Below are 20888 nucleotides of genomic sequence, written 5' to 3'. Positions count from 1 at the left end.
GAACAACATGCCGATTACGCTGCTTGACGGAATTCTCGTCGGCTTCACCCTGGTCTCGGCGATGCTCGCCATGGTTCGCGGCTTGTCTCGCGAAATCCTGTCCGTCGTCTCCTGGGCCGCTGCCGCCGCGGCGGCATTCTTCTTCTACAAGCCGGTGCTGCCTTACGTTCAGCCCTATGTCGAAAGTGACAAGATCGCCATGGCGGCGTCCGCCGGCATCGTCTTCGTCATCGCGCTGATCGTCGTTTCCGTCATCACCATGAAGCTTGCCGACTGGATCATCGATTCCAGGATCGGCGCGCTCGACCGTACGCTGGGCTTCCTCTACGGCGCGGCGCGCGGCATCCTCGTCGTCGCGGTGGCGCTCTTGTTCTTCAACTGGCTGGCCGGCGCCAAGGCTCCGGCCTGGATCGCCAACGCCAAGTCGAGGCCGCTGCTCGAAACCATCGGCGCCAAGCTGGAAAGCCTGCTGCCCGAGGATCCGGAAAACGCCATCCTGAAGAAGCTCAACCCGAATCAGCCGGCAGCACCCGAGACGCCCCCGGCAGCCGATGCACCGGCGGCGGATGCGCCGGCAGCCGGCGAGGATGCGCCCGCGCCCGACGACGAGACCGACGCTCCAGCCGACAATGCGCCGGCACAGCCCGCCCCTCCGGCCCCGGCCGCGCCAGCAAACTGACCTGGAACGGTATGGCGCCCACTGGGCGGGCGCCATTTATGAGCTGACTATGGTGTGAACGGCGCACGGAGTGCGTTGCTTTCGCGGCGCTCTCGCCTTATATGGCCATTTTAGCGGAGCTTGAGCCCCATGGCAGTTTCGAAGGCAGACGCAGACGACGTGCTTTCCGCCGAAGCAGACGATCATTTTCACGACGAATGCGGCGTGTTCGGCATTTTCGGCCGGCAGGACGCCGCGGCCATCGTCACACTTGGCCTGCATGCACTGCAGCATCGCGGCCAGGAAGCAGCCGGTATCGTCTCCTATGACGGCACCCAGTTCCATGTCGAACGCCATGTCGGCCTGATCGGCGACACCTTTACCAAACAGCACGTCATCGACAGCCTGCAAGGCAACCGCGCCATCGGCCACACGCGCTACGCCACCACCGGCGGCGCCGGCATGCGCAACATCCAGCCGTTCTTCGCCGAACTCGCCGATGGCGGCTTTGCCGTCGCCCATAACGGCAACCTCACCAACGCCATGACCGTGCAGCGCGCGCTACAGAAGCAGGGCGCGATCTTCTCGTCGACCTCCGACACCGAGACGCTGCTGCACCTGGTTGCGACCAGCAAGGAGCGCGATTTGAATTCGCGCTTTATCGACGCCGTGCGCCAGGTCGAAGGCGCCTTCTCGCTGGTGGCGATGACCTCCAAGAAGATGATCGGCTGCCGCGATCCGCTCGGCATCCGGCCGCTGGTGCTCGGCGACCTCGACGGCGCCTGGATCCTGGCCTCCGAAACCTGCGCGCTCGACATTATCGGCGCCCGCTTCGTGCGCGACCTGAAGCCCGGCGAGATGGTCGTCGTGACCTCGAAAGGCATTGAGAGCCTGTTTCCGTTCGAGCCGCAGAAGACCCGCTTCTGCATCTTCGAATATGTCTATTTCGCCCGTCCGGATTCCTCGGTCGAAGGCCGCAACGTCTATGAGGTGCGCAAGCGCATCGGCGCCGAGCTCGCGCAGGAAAGTCCGGTCGAGGCCGATATCGTCGTGCCGGTGCCGGATTCCGGCACGCCGGCGGCGATCGGCTTTTCCCAGGCTGCCGGCATTCCCTTCGAGCTCGGCATCATCCGCAACCACTATGTCGGCCGCACCTTCATTCAGCCCGGCGATTCCATCCGCCACATGGGCGTCAAGCTCAAACACAATGCCAACCGCCGCATGATCGAGGGCAAGCGCGTGGTGCTGGTCGACGATTCCATCGTGCGCGGCACCACCAGCCAGAAGATCGTGCAGATGGTGCGCGATGCCGGCGCCCGGGAAGTGCATATGCGCATCGCCTCGCCGCCGACCAGCGCGTCGTGCTTCTACGGTGTCGACACGCCGGAGAAGTCGAAGCTTTTGGCATCGCGCATGTCGATCGAGGAAATGGCCGAATTCATCCGCGTCGATTCGCTCGGCTTCCTCACCATTGACGGGCTTTACCGCGCCGTCGGCGAAGCCGGCCGCGACAATGAGCAGCCGCAATTCTGCGACGCCTGCTTCACCGGCCAGTACCCGACCCGCCTGCTCGACTTCGAAGGCCACGACAATGTGCGCACGCTGTCGCTGCTGGCGAACAACGGGGCGTAGGGTTGCCAAGCCAGCATTTGCCTTCGCCAAGTTACCCCCCTCTGTCCTGCCGGACATCTCCCCCTCAAGGGGGGAGATCAGCTAGACCGTCGGCCTTCGCCAATAGCGACGGGCGCAGAACGAGCGCTGAGCCCGGTGAGAGCCAATCTCCCCCCTTGAGGGGGAGATGCCCGGCAGGGCAGAGGGGGGTGTCTCGCGCCGAACTCACGGAAGCTTTCATATGACCCTCGACCTCTCCGGCCGCGTCGCGGTCGTTACCGGCGCCTCGCGCGGCATTGGCTATTTCATCGCGAAAGAACTTGCCGCCGCCGGCGCGCATGTCATCGCGGTTGCCCGCACCGTCGGCGGGCTGGAAGAGCTCGACGACCAGATCAAGGCTGAACGCGCCAAAACCGGCAAGGGCGAAGCGACGCTGGTGCCGCTCGATCTTGCCGACATGGTCGGCATCGACCGGCTGGGCGCTGCCATTCATGAGCGCTGGGGCAAGCTCGACATACTGGTGGCCAATGCCGGCGTGCTCGGCGTCATCTCGCCGATCGGCCATGTCGAGGCGAAAACCTTCGAGAAGGTGATGACCATCAACGTCACATCGACCTGGCGGCTGATCCGCTCGGTCGACCCGCTGCTCAGGCTCTCCGACGCCGGCCGCGCCATTCTTATGTCCTCGGGAGCCGCGCATTCGGCGCGCGCCTTCTGGGCGCCCTATGCGGCATCGAAGGCGGCCGTGGAAGCCATGATGCGCTCCTGGGCGCATGAGACGCAAAGCATGCCGCTGCGCGTCAATGCCGTCGACCCCGGCGCCACCCGCACCGCCATGCGTGCGCAGGCGGCACCCGGCGAGGATCCGGAGACGCTGCCGCATCCCTCAGAAATTGCGAAGCGCATCGTGCCGCTGGCGAGCCCCGAGCTGAAAGAGACAGGGCTGATCTTCCAAGCCAGGAACCAGCGCTTCGTCGCTTACCGGCAGCCGGAATAAAAGCTGGGCTGAAGCGGGATTAAACAGGCCTCCAGTTACGTTTCTTCGAATGTAGGACATTCGAAACCGGAGGACGGACATGCGCAGACTTCTTCTCGTTGCCGCCGCAGCGCTTGCAGCCACAGCTGGCGCAGCCTTCGCGCAAGACGCCAAGATGAGCTTCTTCGTCACCAGTGTCGGGTCCGGCAAAGGCGCCGATCTCGGCGGTCTCAAGGGTGCGGACGCCCACTGCGCGTCGCTGGCGGAAGCGGCCGGGGTTACCGGCAAGGAATGGCACGCCTATCTCTCGACCGCCGATGTCGATGCGCGCGACCGCATCGGCAAGGGTCCGTGGGTCAACGCCAAGGGCGAAAAGATCGCCGATGACGTCGCCTCGCTGCACAGCGACACCAACGCCATCACCAAGCAGACGGCACTGAACGAGAAGGGCGAAGTGGTCAACGGCCGTGGCGACAAGCCGAACCGGCACGACATTTTGACCGGCTCGAAGCCCGACGGCACCAAGATCGCCGACCAGACTTGCGGCGACTGGACGCTAAGTGGCGCGGAGGGCGCGGCGATGATGGGCCATCACGACCGCACCGGCCTTGATGAGTCGGCGGCGGCGAGATCCTGGAACTCCTCGCACGCCTCGCGCGGCGGCTGCAGCCAGGAGGCGCTGAAAGGCACCGGCGGCGACGGTCTGTTCTACTGCTTTGCCACGAACTGAGCGCAAGCTAAGGGGCGTGGTTCGCTCACGGGTCTGTGATGGTCCGGCGGGCCGCTCCCCCTTCGCCCTGCTTTCGCCATCAGCCGGGAGTTGCTAGGGTTCGATCCGAATCCGACATCCAGCAAAGCGAGGAATTCCCATGGCTGCTCCCAGCGTAGCATTGGTCTGGTACCTGGTGATCGCCGGCCCGCAAGGCGGCATGGTGGTGCTGCCCAGCACCTTCGACACCCGCGAACAATGCACCAACGCCATCACCGAATATCAGAAGCAGCCGACCCCGGCCGGCTGGGCGGTGAACTGCGTGCCGAGCGCCTCGCCCTTCACCGACGAAGGTGATGCGGAAGAGCCCGCGGCGCAGTAGCGTCGACGCTCCTGATCTCCCCCCAAGTGGGGGAGATGGCCGGCAGGCCAGAGGGGGGCGCGAAGGAACGCCAACCTTGGCTGCCTTTGAACGCGAGCTTATGAACGATTTGCCTGGGTCTATTGAGAGGCCGGCGGGACAGCGCCCCCCTCTGCCCTGCCGGGCATCTCCCCCACTTGGGGGGAGATCAGCAGCTTCAGCGCTGCGCTGAAACCACAAGCTCCGGCTTACTGTTGATCGTCTGAAATACCACGCAATAGCGTTCCGTCAGTTTGATCAGCGAATCGATGCGCTCCTGCGGCTCATCCGTGTCGAGGTTGAAATTCAGCCGGATGGCGCGGAAGCCGACCGGGGCATCCTTGGCCACACCCAGCGTGCCGCGAAAGTCGAGATCGCCCTCGGCCTCGACGGTTGCCGCGCCGAGCCTGAACTCCAGCGCCGTCGCCACCGCCTTCAGCGTCACACCGGCGCAGGCGACCAGCGCCTCGAGCAGCATATCACCCGAACAAAGTTCGAGCCCGGAACCGCCGGTTGCCGGGTGCAGCCCGGCCACGGCCAGCGCCCTGCCCGTCTCGACCTTGCAGGCGATCGACTGGTCGTCGATCGAACCCCTGGCGCGAAGCGTGATCAGCGCCTGCGCGGCATCGCCGCGATAAGCCTCCTTGAGCGGCGCCTGCATGGCTTTGAGTGCGGTGGCGTCCATGATCTGTCCTTTCGAGTCCTTCACACTTTGATAGCACTGATATGCCGGCGGGACAGAGGGGCCACGACGTCGCGAATAGTTACTTTGACTTCGACCGCCCAGACCATACCTATGCGGGAGCCATTCCGGAGGTGTCATGCGTGCCAAGCTGAAGCTTATTCCCGCAATTCTCCTGGTGCTTGTCGCCTTCGCGCAGCCCGGCCTCTCCGAAGCGCCCGAGCGCCCCGCCCCTGCCGGCGGTGTGCTGTCGCTGCTGCCGGCGCCGCAGATCACCAGCCATTCGATCACGATTGCAGGGCGCAAACTCGACTACCAGGCAAAGGCCGGGACGCTGTCGCTGCTTTCCGGCAAGGGCGAGGTCACGGCGGAAATCTTCTATGTCGCCTACACGCTGCCGCCGGCGGCGGGCGCGGAGAAGGCTCGTCCCATCACCTTCGTCTTCAATGGCGGCCCGGGCGCGGCGTCCGCCTATCTGCATCTCGGTGCACTCGGCCCGCGCGTCATCGCGACCGGGGCCGACGGGCAATTCCTGCCGCCGCCGCAAAAGCTGATCGACAATCCCGACAGCTGGCTCGATATGACCGATCTCGTCTTTGTCGATCCGGTCGGCACCGGCTACAGCCGCGAGGCACCCGGCCAGGACACGAAAGATTTCTGGGGCGTCAGCCAGGATGCCAGTTCTATCGGCGCCTTCATCCGGCTTTATCTCGCCCAGAATGGCCGCACCGGATCGCCACTCTTCCTTGCCGGCGAAAGCTATGGCGGGTTCCGAGCAGCGCTGTTGGCCAGAACCCTGCAGGAAGATGTCGGCCTGAGCCCGAACGGCATCGTGCTGATCTCGCCGGCGCTGGAATTCACGCTGGTGCTGCCGGACGAGTTTCAGCCGCTGCATTGGGCGCTGGAACTGCCCTCGCTGGCGGCGGTGCGGCTGCGCAGCGAAGGCGTCAGCGGCGAGGCGCTGCGCGAGAAACTCGCCGAGATCGAGCACTATGCGTTGGGCGACTATCTCACCGCTCTGACCAGCGGCCTCGAACAGGGCGGGCGGCTGGCCAGCCAGCGCGTGGCCGAGATCACCGGCCTGCCGCTCGACCTCGTGCAGCGCAATTTTGCTCGCATCCCGACCAGCCTTTTCGCGCGCGAATTCCAACGCGCCGGCGGCAAGGTGCTCAGTCCTTATGACGGCACGATCGCCACCAGCGATATCGCGCCGGAGAGCGCGCGCATCGCCGGCCCGGATCCGGTGCTCGACCGCAGCGTGCCGGCATTGACCTCGGCCTTCGTCTCCTATGCACGCGACGAGCTGAATTTTCGCACCGACGTCAGCTACCGGTTGCTCAATGGCGACGTCACCCACAATTGGGACTATGGCGGCTCCCGGCAAGGCTATGCCGGGGTGATGGATGATCTGCAGCGCGCACGTTCGCTGAACCCGGCGCTCGGCGTGGTGATCGTCAATGGCGAAACCGACCTGGTCACGCCCTATCTCGCCTCGCGCTATCTGGTCAACCAGCTTCCGACGCTCGGCGGCGCAAAACCCATCCGTCTCGACGTCGTCGAAGGCGGCCACATGATGTATTTCAGGCCGGACGGAAGGCGCGCGCTGAAGGAGGCCGTTGCGGAGCTCTACCAGGTAACGCAGTAAGGTGGCGAGGTCACGAACCGGTTCCACTGCTGGCCGTTGGCGGACGGCGCCCGGAGAGGGCTTCAACCGCGTCTTCGATGCCGACAACCTGGCGCTCGACGTCCTCCAGATACAATCGCCCGGCCACAATCTGACCGTCGATGATCTCGAACAGCGTGACCCCGCGCACCTCGAAGGGTTGCCCGTCGCTGCGAGTCCCTGACCAATGCCATTCGATCCAGGTCGTGTCACCGTCTTGGACCGAGCGCGTGACCGCCGCGTGGAAGTCAGGTATTCCCGTGAACATGGCCTCCCAGTTGGCGCGCATCTGGTCACGCCCAACGAAGGCTCTGCCCGGGTGCGCCGGCTGTACGCTCCGATAGTTCTCGTGGATGAGAGCGGTGACAGCGTCGAGATGATGCGCGTTCATCGCCGTCACCAGTCGATCGATCACTTCGGTCATCGAAACTCCCGGGCTTATGCAGCGCACGCATTGGCGCCCTCTCCGTAGTCCGCTGCCGGGGTGAGCCGCGCCGATCAATCCGCGAGCCTCAAAATTACCTGATTGGGCTGGGGCCGTCCAGCATTGCAAGACGCCGAACATGCGCGTCCGCCGCTGCGCGCAATAGCGTCAGCGACCACTGTTAAGTGGCTTTTGTCCGCGTCAAAGCCCTTTGTAAGCATCAGCGAATGCCGCCGGGCCCTGCCCCAACGTAAGCCCGAAGCTGGCGCAGAGGCGCGCCGGCTGTGCCATGGGATGATGCCCCCTGCTGACAGCAAGGTGCCAGGACAGCAAGCGTAGTCTGGTGACATGACGGATTCCCTCGACAAGCCCGACACGCTCATGAACAGCGCGGCCAGCATCGCCGCCGAGCGCACGCTCGGCATCGCGCTGGTCTCGGCGTCGGCGGCTTTCTTCGCGCTCACCGGCGTCTTGACCAAATCCATCCATGCCGACCCGCTGACCATCACTTGCTGGCGCGGCTTTGTCGGCTCGATCCTGATCACCGTCTATGTGCTGTGGCGTCGCCGCCGCTCCGGCGGGCGGGAAAGCTTGCGACTCGGTTGGCGCGGCTGGTTGCTGGCGGTTGAAGGTGCGGCGGCCAGCATCGCCTTCATCTCGGCGTTCAAGTTCACCTATGTCGCCAATGTGGCGGTCATCTATGCCACAGCGCCCTTCATCACCGCGCTGCTCGCCTTCGTGCTGGTGCGCGAGCCTTTCCGGGCGCAGACGCTTGTTGCTGCAGCAGTGTCGCTGTGCGGCGTGGCGATCATGGTCGGTTCCGGCTTCGGCAGCGGCCATCTGTTCGGCGATGGGCTCGCACTGCTGATGACCGCCGGCAGCGGGCTCTACATGATCATGGTGCGCGCCTTTCGCGACACGCCGGTGGTGTGGGCGGGCGCGGTGTCGGCCTTCCTTTTGTTCGTGTTCGGCTGGTTCGTCACCGACCCGCTGGCGGTTTCGGCCCGCGACGCGGTGCTGCTCGTCGCCTTCGGAGGATCGTTTGCAGCAGCGTCGATCCTGTGGACGGAAGGCTCGCGGCTGATCCCGGCGCCCGAATCCGGCCTGCTCGGTGCCGCCGAAGTGCCGTTCGCGATCCTGTTCGCCTTCCTGTTCCTGGGCGAGATCGCGCCGACCGCCAGCCTGGCCGGCGGCGCCATTGTGCTGTGCGCGGTTTTGCCCATGCCGGGCGTGATTGGCTGGTGGCAAGAAAAAGGGCGGCAACCCCGTAATTATTTTCGGAGTCATGGAACCATCATTCGGCTCAGGCATTATTGGTGCGACGGGTCACCCCCCAAGTCCCCCCAAACCCCTCGACCCGTCCTCCTTAAAGCCGATCGTAAAGGTCGGCTTTTTCTTTGGATATCAGCCGGCAAGGGGAAATCAGCCGGTAAGGCCGGGCAGAGCGAGATTGTCGCTGAGCAAGGCGGCAAGGTCGCGCGCCGGCCGTTCGGCGCCCTGGCCGAGCCTTATGGCGAATTGCGCAATCGGTACCGGCGGCAGGCCGAGCTCGCGCGGTGCTTCGACGATGCCGGAATGGGCAAAGCGGGCGGTGCGCAAGGTCAGCGCTATGCCGGCATTGACCGCGGTGCGCAGGCCGGCAAGGCTGGCGCTGCCGGCGGCAATACGATAGCGACGGCCGGCTGCATCGAGGGCTGCGAGAGCCGCTTCGCGAAAGCCGCAATAGGGGTCGAGCAGCGCCAGCGGCAATTCCTCTTCCCGCACGGCAAGCCCCTTTTTCGAGCACAGCCACAGCATCGGCTCACTGAACAGCCCGACTTCGTCATTGGCCGGGGTTTTGCGCATGATGATGGCCAGGTCGAGCTGCCCGGCCCGCAGCGCCTCGCCAAGCTCGGCCGAGCGGCCGACGCGCAGTTCGATCCTGACGCGCGGATGGCTGGTTGCGAAGGCGCGCAGCAACTCCGGCAAGCCGCTGTCGGCGAAATCCTGCGTGGTGCCGATGGCGACGCGGCCGGCGGCGCGCGCGCCTTTCAGTGCCAGCCAGGCCTCGCTGTGCACGGCAAGGATGCGACGGGCATGGCCGACCAGATCCTCGCCGGCCAGCGTGAGCCTCCGGCCGCGGCCCTGCGCCACCAGCAGCGGCTCGCCGACGATCTCCTCCAGCCGCTGCATCTGGGCCGTCACCGCCGAGGGCGAGCGGCCCACGCTCGATGCCGCATGTGCCAACGAGCCCCCATCGACAAAGGCAAGGAAGGTTTTGAGCAGATCGGGATCGAGCGCTTGCATACTTCGATAATACAGAACCTTTCGTTCAAAACAATTCGATTTTTTGATTCTAGGATGATGGCATGGTCTCTCCAACGGCAAACAGACGCCGCTCAACCAAAGGAGAGAAAAATGCCGCTCATCAACATCAGCGTCACCGGCAAGCCCGACGCCAAGCTGTCCGCCGCTATCGCCAAGGAAATCACCGGCCTGACCGCAACCCATCTGCGCAAGGATCCGACGATCACCGCCGTCGCCGTCAGCTATGTCGACCCGCAGCACTGGTTCGCCGGCGGCAAGTCACTTGCCGAGCACGGCGCCAACACCTTCTGGCTCGACATCAAGGTGGTTGACGGCACCAACACCAAGCTGGAGCTGGAGGCCTATCTGAAGGCGATCTTTGCTGCCTTTGGCCAGTTGCTGGGTGGCGTGCACGAGGAGAGCTATGCCTTCGTGCACGAGGTGCCAGCGGCTGCCTACGGTTATGGCGGCAGGAGCCAGGAGTTCCGGTTCATCAGCGGGCGGTTGAAGGCGGCGTGAGGAAGCCAACGAGCGTAGCGCCGCCCCTCATCCGCCCTTCGGGCACCTTCTCCCCGTGAACGGGGAGAAGGAAAAAGGCTCGACATTGACCTTGCCCCCCATTGCGTTACCCTCTGCTGCGAAGCGGACGAAGAGCCGCGATACCGGAACGTTGGGAGAGACGCGGCATGATCCTGACACTGGCGCTGCTTGCAGGCCTCGTGCTGGCCTGGCTGCTGATTGCCGCGATCGAGACCTTTCGCCTCGACCTGCGCTTCACCCAGGCGCTGCTCTACGTGCCGTTCAAGCTTGCCTACCAGATCGAGGACCGGCGCATCCGCATTGCCCGCAACGCGCCGACGCCGGTGATCTATGTGGTCTCGCACCAGTCGCGCTTCGAGCCGGCACTGATGCTGTCGCTGCTGCCTGACGACACACTGCACATCTTGGACGAGGCCTCGGCGCGCTCGCTCTGGCTCGAGCCATGGCGCGAGCTTGGCCGCACCATTGCCTTCAACGCCGAGCATCTGTTCGTCAGCCGCCGGCTGGTCAGGGTGCTGAAGGGCAAAGGCCGGCTTGCCGTCTATCTGCCCGACGACGTCGAGCCCGATCTGAAGTCATTTCGCCTCTTCCGTGCCGTTACCCGCATAGCCATGCAGGCCGACGCCGCCATCGTGCCGATCTTCGTCGCCGGCGCACGCGACCTGCCGGTGTCCTTGACGCCAAAGGACCGGGCGCCCCGCCACTGGTTCCCACAACTGTCGATCAGCGTGCTGGAGCCGATGACGATTGCCGAACTGGTGGCGCGCAATCCCGACCAGGCTTCCAACACCAATGCGCTGTTCGACCGCATCGCCGAGGCCAGGCTTTTCGGCAGCAACCTCGATCGCGGTCTGTTCCTGGCCATGCGCGATGCAGCGGACCGCACCGGTGCCTCGCATCCGATCATCGAGGATGTGATCAGCGGCTCGCTCAGCTACCGAAAAATGTTCATCGGCGCGCGCGTGCTCGGCCGCCGTTTCGAGGCGGTGACAGCACCCGGCGAAGCGGTCGGGGTGTTGCTGCCCAACGCCAATGGCGTGGTGCTGTCCTTTGTCGGCCTGCTTTCGGCCGGCCGGATAGCGGCGTTGATCAACTACACCGCCGGGCCGGCGAGCGTCACCGCCGCGGTGCGTACGGCGGTCATCCGCACCGTCATCTCATCGCGCGCGTTCGTCGAGAAGGCCGGGCTTGCCGACATCATCGCCGCGGTCGAGGCCGGCGGCGCCAAAATGCTGTGGCTGGAGGATGTGCGCGCAAGCGTCACCGCCCTGGAAAAGCTCACCGCCGCAGTGCTGTGGCGGTTCCCGCTGCAACGGCAGGACGCTGCCAAGCCGGCGGTGATCCTGTTCACCTCAGGCTCGGAAGGCACGCCCAAGGCCGTGGTGCTGTCGCACCGCAATCTCCACACCAATGCCATGCAGGCTGAGGCGCGCATCACCATCTCGCCGTCCGACATACTGCTCAACGTTCTGCCGGTGTTTCACTCTTTCGGGTTGACCGGCGGCACCATCCTGCCTTTGGTGACTGGGGTAAAACTGTTCCTCTACCCCTCGCCACTGCACTACAAGATCATCCCGGAGATCGCCCGCAAGGTGAAGCCGACCGTCATGTTCGGCACCGATACGTTCCTCGCCAATTATGCCCGCACCGCCAAGGACGGCGATTTCTCCAGCCTGCGCTTCGTCGTTGCCGGCGCCGAAGCGGTGAAGCCGGAGACGCGCCGCGTCTACCGCGAGCGCTTCGATGCCTCGATCATCGAGGGGTTCGGGCTGACGGAGGCAGCTCCCGTGGTTGCCGTCAACACCGCCATCCATGGCCGCGACGGCACGGTCGGGCGGCCGTTGCCGGCGATGCGCATGAAGCTGGAACCGGTCGAGGGCATCGAAGACGCCGGCAGGCTGTGGCTCGACGGGCCGAATTTGATGATGGGCTACATGACGGCGGACCGCCCCGGCGAATTGCAGCCGCTGGACGGCTGGCTTGACACCGGCGACATCGTCTCGGTCGACCGCGAGGGCTTCATCACCATTCGCGGCCGGGCAAAACGCTTCGCCAAGATAGCCGGCGAGATGGTGTCGCTCGGCGCGGTCGAGATGCTGGTGCAGTCGCTATGGCCGGAAGAGCGCCACGCCGCGGTGGCGGTGCCCGACAAGAGGCGCGGCGAGCGCATCGTGCTGATCACCACCGCGGACGACGCCGATCCGGAGGAACTGCGCGCCTTCGGCAAGAAGGCGGGCGCGGCCGAGCTGATGGTGCCCAACGACATCGTCAAGGTCGAGGAGATCCCGGTGCTGGGCTCGGGCAAGACCGACTATGTCTCGACTCGCAAATTGGCTATCGATCGGCTGGGGCTGAGTGCTGCGGCCTGAGAGTCCCTCGTCTAAAAGACCGCCGCCGACAACAGCATGATAAGACCGACCCCCATCATCAGCAGGCCCGGCCAGTTCTGCGACAGGCCGAAGAAACCGAGCCCGCGCCGCCGCGGCTCAAGTGTCGGGCCTGTCGTTGCGAGATTTGGCGCTGGGCGATCCGGCGTCGCGGGAGAGGACTTCGGATCGCTGAGCCGCCCGCGCCCGATGACCGCGCCCGCCATGTACACGACGCCAGCGACAGTGAGCAACGCGCCGATGAGGATGACAGCCATTTCTCCTCCTCTTCTCCAGGGCCTGCCTGACGCAAGTCGCTTGCGGGATTAGCGTTTCGGCGACGCCGCACCTCGCCGCTCATGTCTACGATATAGCGCGACGGCTTCTCCCGGTCGCCCATTGAGACACAACGGTCAAGATGCCCGGCAGGTTCCGACAGGGGCCTGTCAGCCAATATCCGAAGGCGGCACCTTTTCGCCCTCGCGCAGGGCGCGTTTCGTATAGGCGCGCACGCTGAACGGCAGGAAGATGAGATAGCCCGCGACCGAGGCGGTCAGCGTGTACCAGGGATAGGTCATCAACAGCAGCACGTAGAGCACGACCGCGAGGATGATCGGCAGCACCTTGTCACCCGGCACTTTCAGGCTTTTGCCGGAGTAGACCGGCAGCCGGCTGACCAGCAGGAAGGCGACCAGGATGGTGAAGCCGGTGGCGACGAAGGCGGCCGGGCGGCTGGGCTCAACGCCAACGCGCAGGAACGACAGATAGAGCGGCAGCATGACCAGCACGGCGCCCGCCGGCGCCGGCACGCCGACGAAATATTCGCTTTGCCAGATAGGGCGATCATTGTCCTCGTCGAGCACGTTGAAGCGCGCGAGCCGTAAGCCGCAGGCGATGGCGAACAGCAGCACCGCGATCCAGCCCGGCGATCCCGCGCGGTCAAGCAGGAAAGCATAGAGCACCAAAGCGGGCGCGACGCCGAAATTGACGATGTCGGCGAGCGAATCCATTTGCGCGCCGAATTTGGACGTCGCCTTCAGCATGCGCGCCAGGCGCCCGTCTATGCCGTCGAGGAAGGCGGCGAGCAGCACCATCACCACCGCCGGCTCGAAACGGCCTTCGAAGCCGAAGCGGATCCCGGACAGGCCGGCGCAGATGGCAAGCACGGTGACCAGATTGGGCAGCACCATGCGCATCGGGATTTCACGGATGCGCGGGCCGCCGCTGCCGTGAGCCTCGAACTTTTTGAACGGCGCGCCCACGCTTACGAGATCCTGACGAGCGGGGTTGCGGCGATGCCGCCGAACTCGGCGAGCACCGTTTCGCCGCCGACCGCGGTCTGACCGACGGCGACACGCGGCACGGCGGTGGAAGGCAGGAAGACGTCGACGCGTGAGCCGAAGCGGATCAGGCCAAAACGTTCGCCAATGGCGATCGAGCCGCCGGTCTCGGCCCAGCAGACGATGCGCCGCGCCACAAGGCCAGCAATCTGCACGGCGGCGACGGTGCCATTGGGGCTGTCGATGACCAGGCCGTTGCGCTCATTTTCCGAACTTGCCTTGTCGAGTTCGGCGTTGAGGAATTTGCCCGGCCGGTGCTCGATTTTCGTGATGCGACCACGCACCGGGGCGCGGTTCACATGGCAGGAAAAGACGTTCATGAACACCGAGATGCGGGTCATTTCGGTGTTGCCGAGGCCGAGCTCGCGTGGCGGCACCGACGGCCCGACCGCCGAGATGATGCCGTCGGCGGGACTGACCACCAGCCGGTCGTCGACCGGCGTGACGCGCTCGGGATCGCGGAAGAAATAGACGCACCAGGCGGTCAGGATCAGGCCGATCCAGAACAGCACCGAGGAGAAATAACCGAGGAACAGCGTGCCCGCGCCGAAGGCGGCGATGAACGGATAGCCCTCGCGATGGATCGGAACGAAGGCATTCTTGACCGAGTCGACGAGGCTCATCGGATGGGGCTCATAGGATGGGGGCGGTCCCTGTTTCAGGTCCGGCCTCAATACCGGAAAGGCTCCGTCGTCGCAACGCAACATTGGGCAAGGCTGCATCGGCAGTAGCCGGAACGTTCTTCCCGAGCGAAAATCGGTAAACCTGCTGTCGGCGAACCGCCCCCTCGCCCGTCCTTGGTGAGCGATCATCGTCCTTGCCATGAAGACGCTCACAACAAGGAGTTTCCCAAATGCAAAACCCCACTCAAATGCGGCTTATTGCTGAAGGCCTCGCTTTCGGCGAATCGCCGCGCTGGCATGACGGACGGCTGTGGCTCTGCAACTGGGGCGCCGGCGAGATCGTCGCCGTCGATACCGATGGCAACAGCGAGATCATGCTCAAAATATCGACCACCCTGCCCTATTCGATCGACTGGTTACCGGACGGACGGCTGTTGGTCATTTCGGGGCGCGAAGGGTTGCTGCTGCGGCAGGAGGCGGATGGAACGCTTGCCACCCATGCCGATCTTCGATCGCTGTCGAACAGCCCGTGGAACGAGATCGTCGTCGACGGGCGCGGCAATATCTATGTCAATGGCGGCGGGCCAGCGCCGGCGCCGGGCGAGCATTTCGGGCCGGGCACCATCGTGCTGATCACGCCCGACGGCACAATCCGCCAGGTGGCGGACAACATCGCCTTCGCCAACGGCATGGCTGTGACGCCCGACAACAAGACACTGATCGTCGCGGAATCGCATGCCAACCGGCTGACCGCTTTCGACATCGCTGCGGACGGCAGCCTTGCCAACCGCCGCGTATGGGCCGATCTCGATGGCTTTCCCGACGGCATCTGCCTCGATGCCGACGGTGCTGCCTGGTATGCGGATGTTCCCAACAAGCGCTGCGTGCGGGTGCGCGAGGGTGGTGAGGTCCTGCAGACCGTTGCAGTCGATCGCGGCTGCTTTGCCTGCATGCTGGGCGGACCTGATGGCACGACGCTGTTCATCGCCGCCGCCGAATGGCGCGGCTTCGAACACATGGTCAGCGATGCGCGCACCGGCCAGGTGCTGAGCGCCGAAGCGCCTGCACCTGGCGCGGGCTGGCCGTCTTATAGTCCCGGAATCCGCTGATAGTTTGCGATATCGGCACGAACACCGAGCCGGGTCAGCGTCGCCTGCCGGTCGAAGCCTGCCCGCTCCTGTGCCGCCTTGACGATCGGCACCACTTTGTCGACCGCCGCCTGGCTCTCCCATTCGACGATGGTGACTAGGTTGAACTCGCCCGGGCCGGAGAACTGCTCAAGCAGGAAATCCTGCACGAAGCCCTGCTGCTGGCGCAGCAATTCATGCGTTGCCCTGACTTTGCTGAGGATCTCTTCGCGTGCCTCGGTAGGGACGACGAATTTGTCGACCCTGAACACGGCTTCACTGCCAAGCTGTTGATTGAGTTGATCCATTTCAATTGTCTCCGTTCTTGAACGACTTGGATTCGGTGGCTCAGGAACGGGTTTGCGATCTCAACTTAGGTTGAGGTCAAGAGAGAATTTTTGGTGAAGGGTGGCGCGGCAGAGACGCTGCAAATCTCCCCCCTTGAGAGGGGGAGATGGCCGGCAGGCCAGAGGGGGTCGGTTCGGCTGGACGCGACCTTCTTGCGAGCGATGAAGGTTAGCACTCCACGCGCAACGACCCCTCTGTCGCCTGCGGCGACACCTTCCCCCACAAGGGGAGAAGGGGAAGGCGCTCCACCGCTTAACTCACCTCCGAAGTGCGCCTCCGCACGATCACCCCGAGCTCATCGCTCTCGCGCGCAATACGCAACCTCTCTTCGGCTTCCGTCGCTTCGCGCTGGCGGTCCCACATCGAGGCGTAGAGGCCGTGTTGGCGCATCAGCTCGGCATGGGTGCCGCGTTCGGCGATCTGGCCGTCCTTGAGCACGATGATCTCGTCGGCGGTGATCACCGTCGACAGCCTATGCGCAATGACGATGGTGGTGCGGCCCTTGCTGACCAGGTCGAGCGCCGCCTGGATCTCCTGTTCGGTGTGGCTGTCCAGCGCCGAGGTCGCCTCGTCGAGCATCAGGATCGGCGGCGCCTTCAAAATGGTGCGGGCGATCGCCACGCGTTGCTTTTCGCCGCCCGACAGTTTTAGCCCGCGCTCGCCGACCATCGAGCGGTAGCCTTCCGGCAGCCGTTCGATGAACGGGCCGATCTGAGCAAGCTCGGCGGCCTTCTGCATATCCTCCTCGCTGGCGCCGATGCGGCCGTAGCGGATGTTGTAGGCGATGGTGTCGTTGAACAGCACGGTGTCCTGCGGCACCATGCCGATCGCACCGCGCAGGCTCTCCTGCGTCACATCACGGACATCCTGGCCGTCGATCAGCACCTGGCCGCCCTGGACGTCATAGAAGCGGAACAGCAGCCGCGAGATGGTCGACTTGCCGGCGCCCGACGGGCCGACAATGGCCACCGTCTTGCCGGCCGGAACCTCGAAGGAGATGCCCTTCAGGATCTTGCGGCTCGGATCATAGGCAAAGTGCACATCGCGGAATTCGACCTTGCCGGCCGAGACGGCAAGCGGCCTGGCATCGGGCTTGTCGGTGATCTCCTGCGGCACATCGAGCAGGTCGAACATCTGCTCGATGTCGGTCAGGCCCTGGCGGATTTCGCGATAGATGAAGCCAATGAAATTGAGCGGCACCGACAGCTGCACCAGCATGGCGTTGATAAAGACGAAATCGCCGACGCTCTGCGTGCCGGCCTGCACCTCCAGCGCCGACATGCACATGACGATCACGGTGCCGAGGCCGAAGATGATGCCCTGGCCGAAATTCAGCCAGCCGAGCGAGGTCCAGATCCGTGTCGCCGCCATCTCATAGCGCGCCATCGACCGGTCGAAGCGCTCGGCTTCCATACCCTCGTTGTTGAAGTATTTGACGGTCTCGTAGTTGAGCAGCGAGTCGATCGCCTTGGTGTTGGCGTCGGTGTCGCTGTCGTTCATGTCGCGGCGGATTGAGATGCGCCAGTCGCTGGCGCGAACCGTGAACCAGACATAGAGCCAGACGGTGGCCGCCACCACGACCACATATTTCCAGCCATAGGTGTAGGCGAAGATGCCGGTAGTCAGCGCGAATTCGAGAATGGTCGGCGCCGTGTTGAGCATAATGAAGCGCACGATCGTCTCGATGCCTTTGGTGCCGCGCTCGATGATGCGCGACAGGCCGCCGGTGCGGCGCTCAAGGTGAAAGCGCAGCGACAGCTGGTGCATGTGGACGAAGGTGCGGAAAGCGAGCTGGCGCACCGCATATTGGCCGACGCGGGCAAACAGCGCGTCGCGCAGCTGGTTGAAGCCGAGCTGCACCAGCCGTACGACATTGTAGGCGACGACCAGCATGACCGGCGCCAGCAGGAAGGACGGTAGCGGCGGCGGCGACTTGGCGTCGCCTGCCAGCGCATCGGTCGCCCATTTGAAGAAATAGGGTCCGGCAACCAGTGTCAGCTTGGCAACGACCAGAAGCAGCGTCGCCCAAGTGACGCGTGCCCTGAGATCGGCGCGGTCGGCCGGCCACATATACGGCCACAGATTGCGCAAGGTGCCGAAGGTCGAGCTATCGGAGACGGTTTTTTCTGCCACTTGTCTTGCCTTTTGGGTGGGAGTTCAGCGGCCGGAGCAGCAGGAATTGACGAGCGCGGTCAAAGATGCGGAAACGTCTGCCAGCGCTGCGCGGTCAACCTCATAGCGCGAGCGCTGGCGGTCGGGCTGGAAGCGGACCAGGCCGGCCTCGACCAGAATCTTCAGATGCTGGGAAACGGTGGACTGCGCCAGGTCGAGATGATCGACCACCTCGCGGCAGCAGCAGGAATTGCTGGCCGACAAATGTTTCAGGATCTCGATGCGCGCCGGGTGTGAGAGTGCTGCAAAGCGAGCGGCAACCGCGCGGCTTTCGGGCGGTGCGCGGTTTGCGTGGTCTGGTTCGGTGAAAGAGTCGGCCATCGTTCATCGGCGATAGACGATGAACGGGCGCGGGGCAAGCTAACCCGATGGGCAGAAGGGCGGAACTGCTAATCTCCCCCCCGTGTGTGGGGGAGACGGCCGGCAGGCCAGAGGGGGGCGCGAAGGATCGCGGCCTCTAATCAGCAGAGTCTGACTATCCGAAAAGTGGCACGCGTCTTGGAACAACCGACAGGTCGACGGGACAGCGCCCCCCTCTGCCCTGCCGGGCATCTCCCCCACAAGGGGGGAGATTAGCAGTTCCGCCTACTGCGCCTTCACCGGCGCCGTCGTCGCTTGCTCGCCCATCGCCTTGAGGTCGGCGGCTTCGCCTTCCTTCGACTTTTCCGGGACCTTGAACACCTGCCCTGGCCAGATGCGGTCGGGATTGCTGATCTGGTCCTGGTTGGCGAGATAGATGGTCGAGAAGCGCACGCCGTGACCGTAGACGCGTCGCGAAATCCGCCACAGCGTGTCGTTGCGGCGGATGATGACGGCGCCGTCGGCATGTTCGAGCTTCGGTGCAACCGTCTCGGGCGCTTCGGGCGTCGCTGCAGCGACCACGGCCGGAGCCTCGGCAGCGGGTGCGGCTGGGGCCGTCGTGGCCGGTGCCTCGGCAACTGCCGGTGCGGTGGTAGCCGGAGCCGATGCGGCTGGCGCGGCCGCCTTTGCCTCGGCCGGCTTGGTCTCTGCAGGCGCCACGGCGGCAACCGCTTCGCCCGGTTCGCGCTCGAACGGCACGGCGGCGCGGGCAACCACCTTCACGCCGTCAGCATCGAGACCGTCGACATGGATGGTGTAGCTGCCAACCGGGATGTCGCGCGTCGCCTCAACCAGGAAATGGCCGTCCTGCGAGGTCAGTGCGTCGCCGAGCAGGATATCGTTGGCGTAGGCGCGCACCTTGCGGCCGGCGTCAGCCAGACCGGCAACAAAGATCTTGTTGCCGTCGATCTCGACCGCTTCGACGACGATCTTGGGTTCAGCCACCGCCGCAGCCGGCGGTGTCGCCGGAGCCGGAGCGGCCGGCGCAGTTTCAGCCGGGGCGGCAGGTGCCTCAGCAGCAGGAGCAGCGGCCTGATCGCCGGCAGCCGGTGCCGCAGGCTTGGTCTCAGGCGCGGGAACAGTCAGCAGCTCGGCCGGCTTGCCCGGTTCCTCGACCATCGCCAGCACCTGGCCGGCGGCATCCTTGGGAACCGAAACGACGGCAGTCTGCACCGAAGGCGTTACGACATCGCCGGCTGTCGAGCGCAGCGCGATCGTATAGTCGCCGGGCTTCAGCGGATCGTCGAGGACGATGACGAAAGCGCCGTCCGGACCGGCGACGGTCGACCCGAGCACCGTCGAGCCGTTGAGGATTTCGACCTTTGAATTGGGCGCGGCATTGCCGGCAACGACGATCGAGCCGTTGCTTTCGACGCGCACGACATCGAAGCTCGGCACAACCGAGCCGGCCGCAGCCGGCGCTGCCGGGGCTGCCGGGGCTGTCGCGGGAGCTGTTGCGCCGGCAGGCGCCGGTGCCGGCGTAGCCTTGGCATCGGTCGGGGCGGCAGGCGCCGGCGGCAGCCTTCCCTCGGTCCCGGAGTCGGCCGGCGGCGTCAGTGACGCAATCTCCGCCGGCGGCGTGGGATTGAGATACGGGTCGAGTGCACCCGATACATAGGCCGTTCCGACGACCGCGACGGTCCCACCCGCCGCGAACAGAAACGCCTTCAATGGATTAACAGCCATATTCCCCTGCCCCTTAGCCACCTAACGCCGGTCTAGCGTGTTTTGCCGGAACCGACAAGAAAAAGCCCTGGCTTGGAAGCCTCTGGGGCTTGACCCCGCATTCAGACCCAATCACCAATCACGCATGAACACGATTCGATCCGTCTGCGTCTACTGCGGCTCGTCTCCGGGCCGCGATGAGATCTACGCCAAGGCCGGACACCTGCTTGGCCGCTCGCTCGCCAAATCCGGCCTGCGACTGGTCTACGGCGGCGGCACCAAAGGCATTATGGGCGCCGTTGCCGAAGGCGCGCTCAAGGCCGGCGGCAAGGTAACGGGCATCATTCCGCGCTTCCTCATCAACAAGGAGGCGACCGAAACCGCGCTTGACCGGCTCGATGAGTTGCTGATCACCGACAACATGCACGAGCGCAAGCACAAGATGTTCGAAAAATCCGACGCCTTTGTGGCGCTGCCGGGCGGCATCGGCACGGTCGAGGAGATCGTCGAAGTCATGACCTGGGGCCAGCTCGGCCATCACCGCAAGCCGATCGTCTTCGCCAACGTCAAAGGATTCTGGAATCCGATGCTGGCGCTGCTCGACCATATGTCGAGCGAAGGCTTCATTCACACCGCGCAGCGGGTCAAACCGTTGGTAATCGAAGACCCCGAAGCCATCGTCGCCGCCATCATGGTGGCGGGATCGTCGGTCGATGCGCCGACGGAAGGCGTGCAGTCGGTGATTGATAAGATGTAGGGAATAGGGGAGTACGGCAGTAAGGCGGTATGTTTAGAAGGCCTCGAGCCTCTCCCTACTGCCCTACTGCCCTACTGCCCTACTGCCCTACTGCCCTACTGCCCTACTGCCCTACTGCCCTACTGCCCTACTGCCCTACTGCCCTACTGCCCTACTGCCCTACTGCCCTACTGCCCTACTG

The 20888-nt window shown here is 64.7% G+C and carries 20 protein-coding genes and 1 pseudogene; 11 read left to right on the top strand and 10 right to left on the bottom strand.

The window, feature by feature from the left end; all coding sequences use genetic code 11:
• Positions 1-7 precede the first annotated feature (7 nt).
• The 5 genes from AC1D1L_RS28515 (at position 8) to AC1D1L_RS28495 (ending at position 4336) form a co-directional block, all read left to right on the top strand.
• A complete protein-coding gene (locus AC1D1L_RS28515) occupies positions 8-679 on the top strand; it encodes a CvpA family protein (protein WP_477344581.1) in 672 nt (223 codons plus the stop codon).
• A gap of 129 nt (positions 680-808) precedes the next feature.
• Positions 809-2290 (top strand): amidophosphoribosyltransferase, encoded by a 1482-nt coding sequence (gene purF, locus AC1D1L_RS28510; RefSeq protein WP_112397309.1) that lies wholly within the window; start codon positions 809-811, stop codon positions 2288-2290.
• 220 nt (positions 2291-2510) lie between these two features.
• Positions 2511-3266 carry an SDR family NAD(P)-dependent oxidoreductase gene (locus AC1D1L_RS28505; protein WP_477344580.1) on the top strand — a complete coding sequence of 252 codons (756 nt, stop codon included), beginning with the start codon at positions 2511-2513 and terminating at the stop codon, positions 3264-3266.
• 79 nt (positions 3267-3345) lie between these two features.
• Positions 3346-3975, top strand: coding sequence for a hypothetical protein (locus AC1D1L_RS28500; RefSeq protein ID WP_477344579.1), 630 nt, complete (start codon positions 3346-3348; stop codon positions 3973-3975).
• Between the two features lie 139 nt (positions 3976-4114).
• Positions 4115-4336, top strand: a complete 222-nt coding sequence (locus AC1D1L_RS28495) for a hypothetical protein (protein WP_023689120.1) — start codon at positions 4115-4117, stop codon at positions 4334-4336.
• A gap of 196 nt (positions 4337-4532) precedes the next feature.
• Here the strand turns inward: AC1D1L_RS28495 and AC1D1L_RS28490 are convergent, their stop codons facing one another.
• Entirely contained in the window at positions 4533-5039 is a 507-nt protein-coding gene (locus AC1D1L_RS28490; protein WP_352585041.1) for an OsmC family protein, read from the bottom strand.
• Between the two features lie 136 nt (positions 5040-5175).
• On the opposite strand from AC1D1L_RS28490, the gene AC1D1L_RS28485 reads away from it, so the two are divergent.
• Positions 5176-6681 carry a S10 family peptidase gene (locus AC1D1L_RS28485; protein ID WP_477344578.1) on the top strand — a complete coding sequence of 502 codons (1506 nt, stop codon included), beginning with the start codon at positions 5176-5178 and terminating at the stop codon, positions 6679-6681.
• 10 nt (positions 6682-6691) lie between these two features.
• Here AC1D1L_RS28485 and AC1D1L_RS28480 read toward each other — a convergent pair whose 3' ends face one another.
• Complete coding sequence (locus tag AC1D1L_RS28480; protein WP_352585038.1) at positions 6692-7123, bottom strand: nuclear transport factor 2 family protein; 432 nt, start codon at positions 7121-7123, stop codon at positions 6692-6694.
• A 381-nt stretch (positions 7124-7504) separates the two neighbouring features.
• On the opposite strand from AC1D1L_RS28480, the pseudogene AC1D1L_RS28475 reads away from it, so the two are divergent.
• A pseudogene (locus AC1D1L_RS28475) lies at positions 7505-8394 on the top strand (DMT family transporter).
• A gap of 151 nt (positions 8395-8545) precedes the next feature.
• On the opposite strand, the gene AC1D1L_RS28470 reads toward AC1D1L_RS28475, so the two are convergent.
• Positions 8546-9409: a LysR substrate-binding domain-containing protein gene (locus AC1D1L_RS28470; RefSeq protein WP_477344577.1), complete on the bottom strand. Its 864-nt coding sequence runs from the start codon at positions 9407-9409 to the stop codon at positions 8546-8548.
• A gap of 111 nt (positions 9410-9520) precedes the next feature.
• Here AC1D1L_RS28470 and AC1D1L_RS28465 point away from each other — a divergent pair, with 111 nt between their 5' ends.
• Positions 9521-9928, top strand: coding sequence for a tautomerase family protein (locus AC1D1L_RS28465; protein ID WP_477344576.1), 408 nt, complete (start codon positions 9521-9523; stop codon positions 9926-9928).
• A 167-nt stretch (positions 9929-10095) separates the two neighbouring features.
• Positions 10096-12318, top strand: a complete 2223-nt coding sequence (locus AC1D1L_RS28460) for an AMP-binding protein (RefSeq protein WP_477344575.1) — start codon at positions 10096-10098, stop codon at positions 12316-12318.
• A gap of 11 nt (positions 12319-12329) precedes the next feature.
• Here AC1D1L_RS28460 and AC1D1L_RS28455 read toward each other — a convergent pair whose 3' ends face one another.
• The 3 genes from AC1D1L_RS28455 to AC1D1L_RS28445 form a co-directional block, all read right to left on the bottom strand.
• The gene (locus AC1D1L_RS28455; RefSeq protein WP_112560775.1) at positions 12330-12593 is read right to left on the bottom strand and encodes a hypothetical protein; all 264 of its coding nucleotides are present in this window, start codon (positions 12591-12593) and stop codon (positions 12330-12332) included.
• A gap of 168 nt (positions 12594-12761) precedes the next feature.
• Complete coding sequence (locus AC1D1L_RS28450; RefSeq protein ID WP_477344574.1) at positions 12762-13577, bottom strand: CDP-alcohol phosphatidyltransferase family protein; 816 nt, start codon at positions 13575-13577, stop codon at positions 12762-12764.
• 2 nt (positions 13578-13579) lie between these two features.
• Positions 13580-14278, bottom strand: a complete 699-nt coding sequence (locus AC1D1L_RS28445) for a phosphatidylserine decarboxylase (protein ID WP_477344573.1) — start codon at positions 14276-14278, stop codon at positions 13580-13582.
• A 230-nt stretch (positions 14279-14508) separates the two neighbouring features.
• Between AC1D1L_RS28445 and AC1D1L_RS28440 the strand changes: the two genes are divergently transcribed.
• Positions 14509-15387: an SMP-30/gluconolactonase/LRE family protein gene (locus tag AC1D1L_RS28440; RefSeq protein ID WP_477344572.1), complete on the top strand. Its 879-nt coding sequence runs from the start codon at positions 14509-14511 to the stop codon at positions 15385-15387.
• On the opposite strand, the gene AC1D1L_RS28435 is transcribed toward AC1D1L_RS28440, so the two are convergent.
• The 4 genes from AC1D1L_RS28435 to AC1D1L_RS28420 form a co-directional block, all read right to left on the bottom strand.
• Positions 15366-15713, bottom strand: coding sequence for an antibiotic biosynthesis monooxygenase (locus AC1D1L_RS28435; RefSeq protein WP_477344571.1), 348 nt, complete (start codon positions 15711-15713; stop codon positions 15366-15368). The two genes, AC1D1L_RS28440 and AC1D1L_RS28435, sit on opposite strands and share 22 nt — an antisense overlap.
• A 292-nt stretch (positions 15714-16005) precedes the next feature.
• Positions 16006-17886: an ABCB family ABC transporter ATP-binding protein/permease gene (locus tag AC1D1L_RS28430; protein WP_477344570.1), complete on the bottom strand. Its 1881-nt coding sequence runs from the start codon at positions 17884-17886 to the stop codon at positions 16006-16008.
• A gap of 24 nt (positions 17887-17910) precedes the next feature.
• On the bottom strand, positions 17911-18246 hold the full coding sequence (locus tag AC1D1L_RS28425) for an ArsR/SmtB family transcription factor (RefSeq protein ID WP_477344569.1): 336 nt from the start codon (positions 18244-18246) through the stop codon (positions 17911-17913).
• Positions 18247-18510: 264 nt separating this feature from the next.
• Positions 18511-19971: a LysM peptidoglycan-binding domain-containing protein gene (locus AC1D1L_RS28420; protein ID WP_477344568.1), complete on the bottom strand. Its 1461-nt coding sequence runs from the start codon at positions 19969-19971 to the stop codon at positions 18511-18513.
• 124 nt (positions 19972-20095) lie between these two features.
• On the opposite strand from AC1D1L_RS28420, the gene AC1D1L_RS28415 reads away from it, so the two are divergent.
• The gene (locus AC1D1L_RS28415; RefSeq protein ID WP_192256764.1) at positions 20096-20707 is read left to right on the top strand and encodes an LOG family protein; all 612 of its coding nucleotides are present in this window, start codon (positions 20096-20098) and stop codon (positions 20705-20707) included.
• The last annotated feature ends 181 nt before the right edge of the window (positions 20708-20888 follow it).

It is taken from the genome of Mesorhizobium sp. P2_D6, assembly GCF_056404315.1.
The sequence above is the reverse complement of the archived record's forward strand: the minus strand, read 5'-3'. Positions and strand labels throughout refer to the sequence as shown.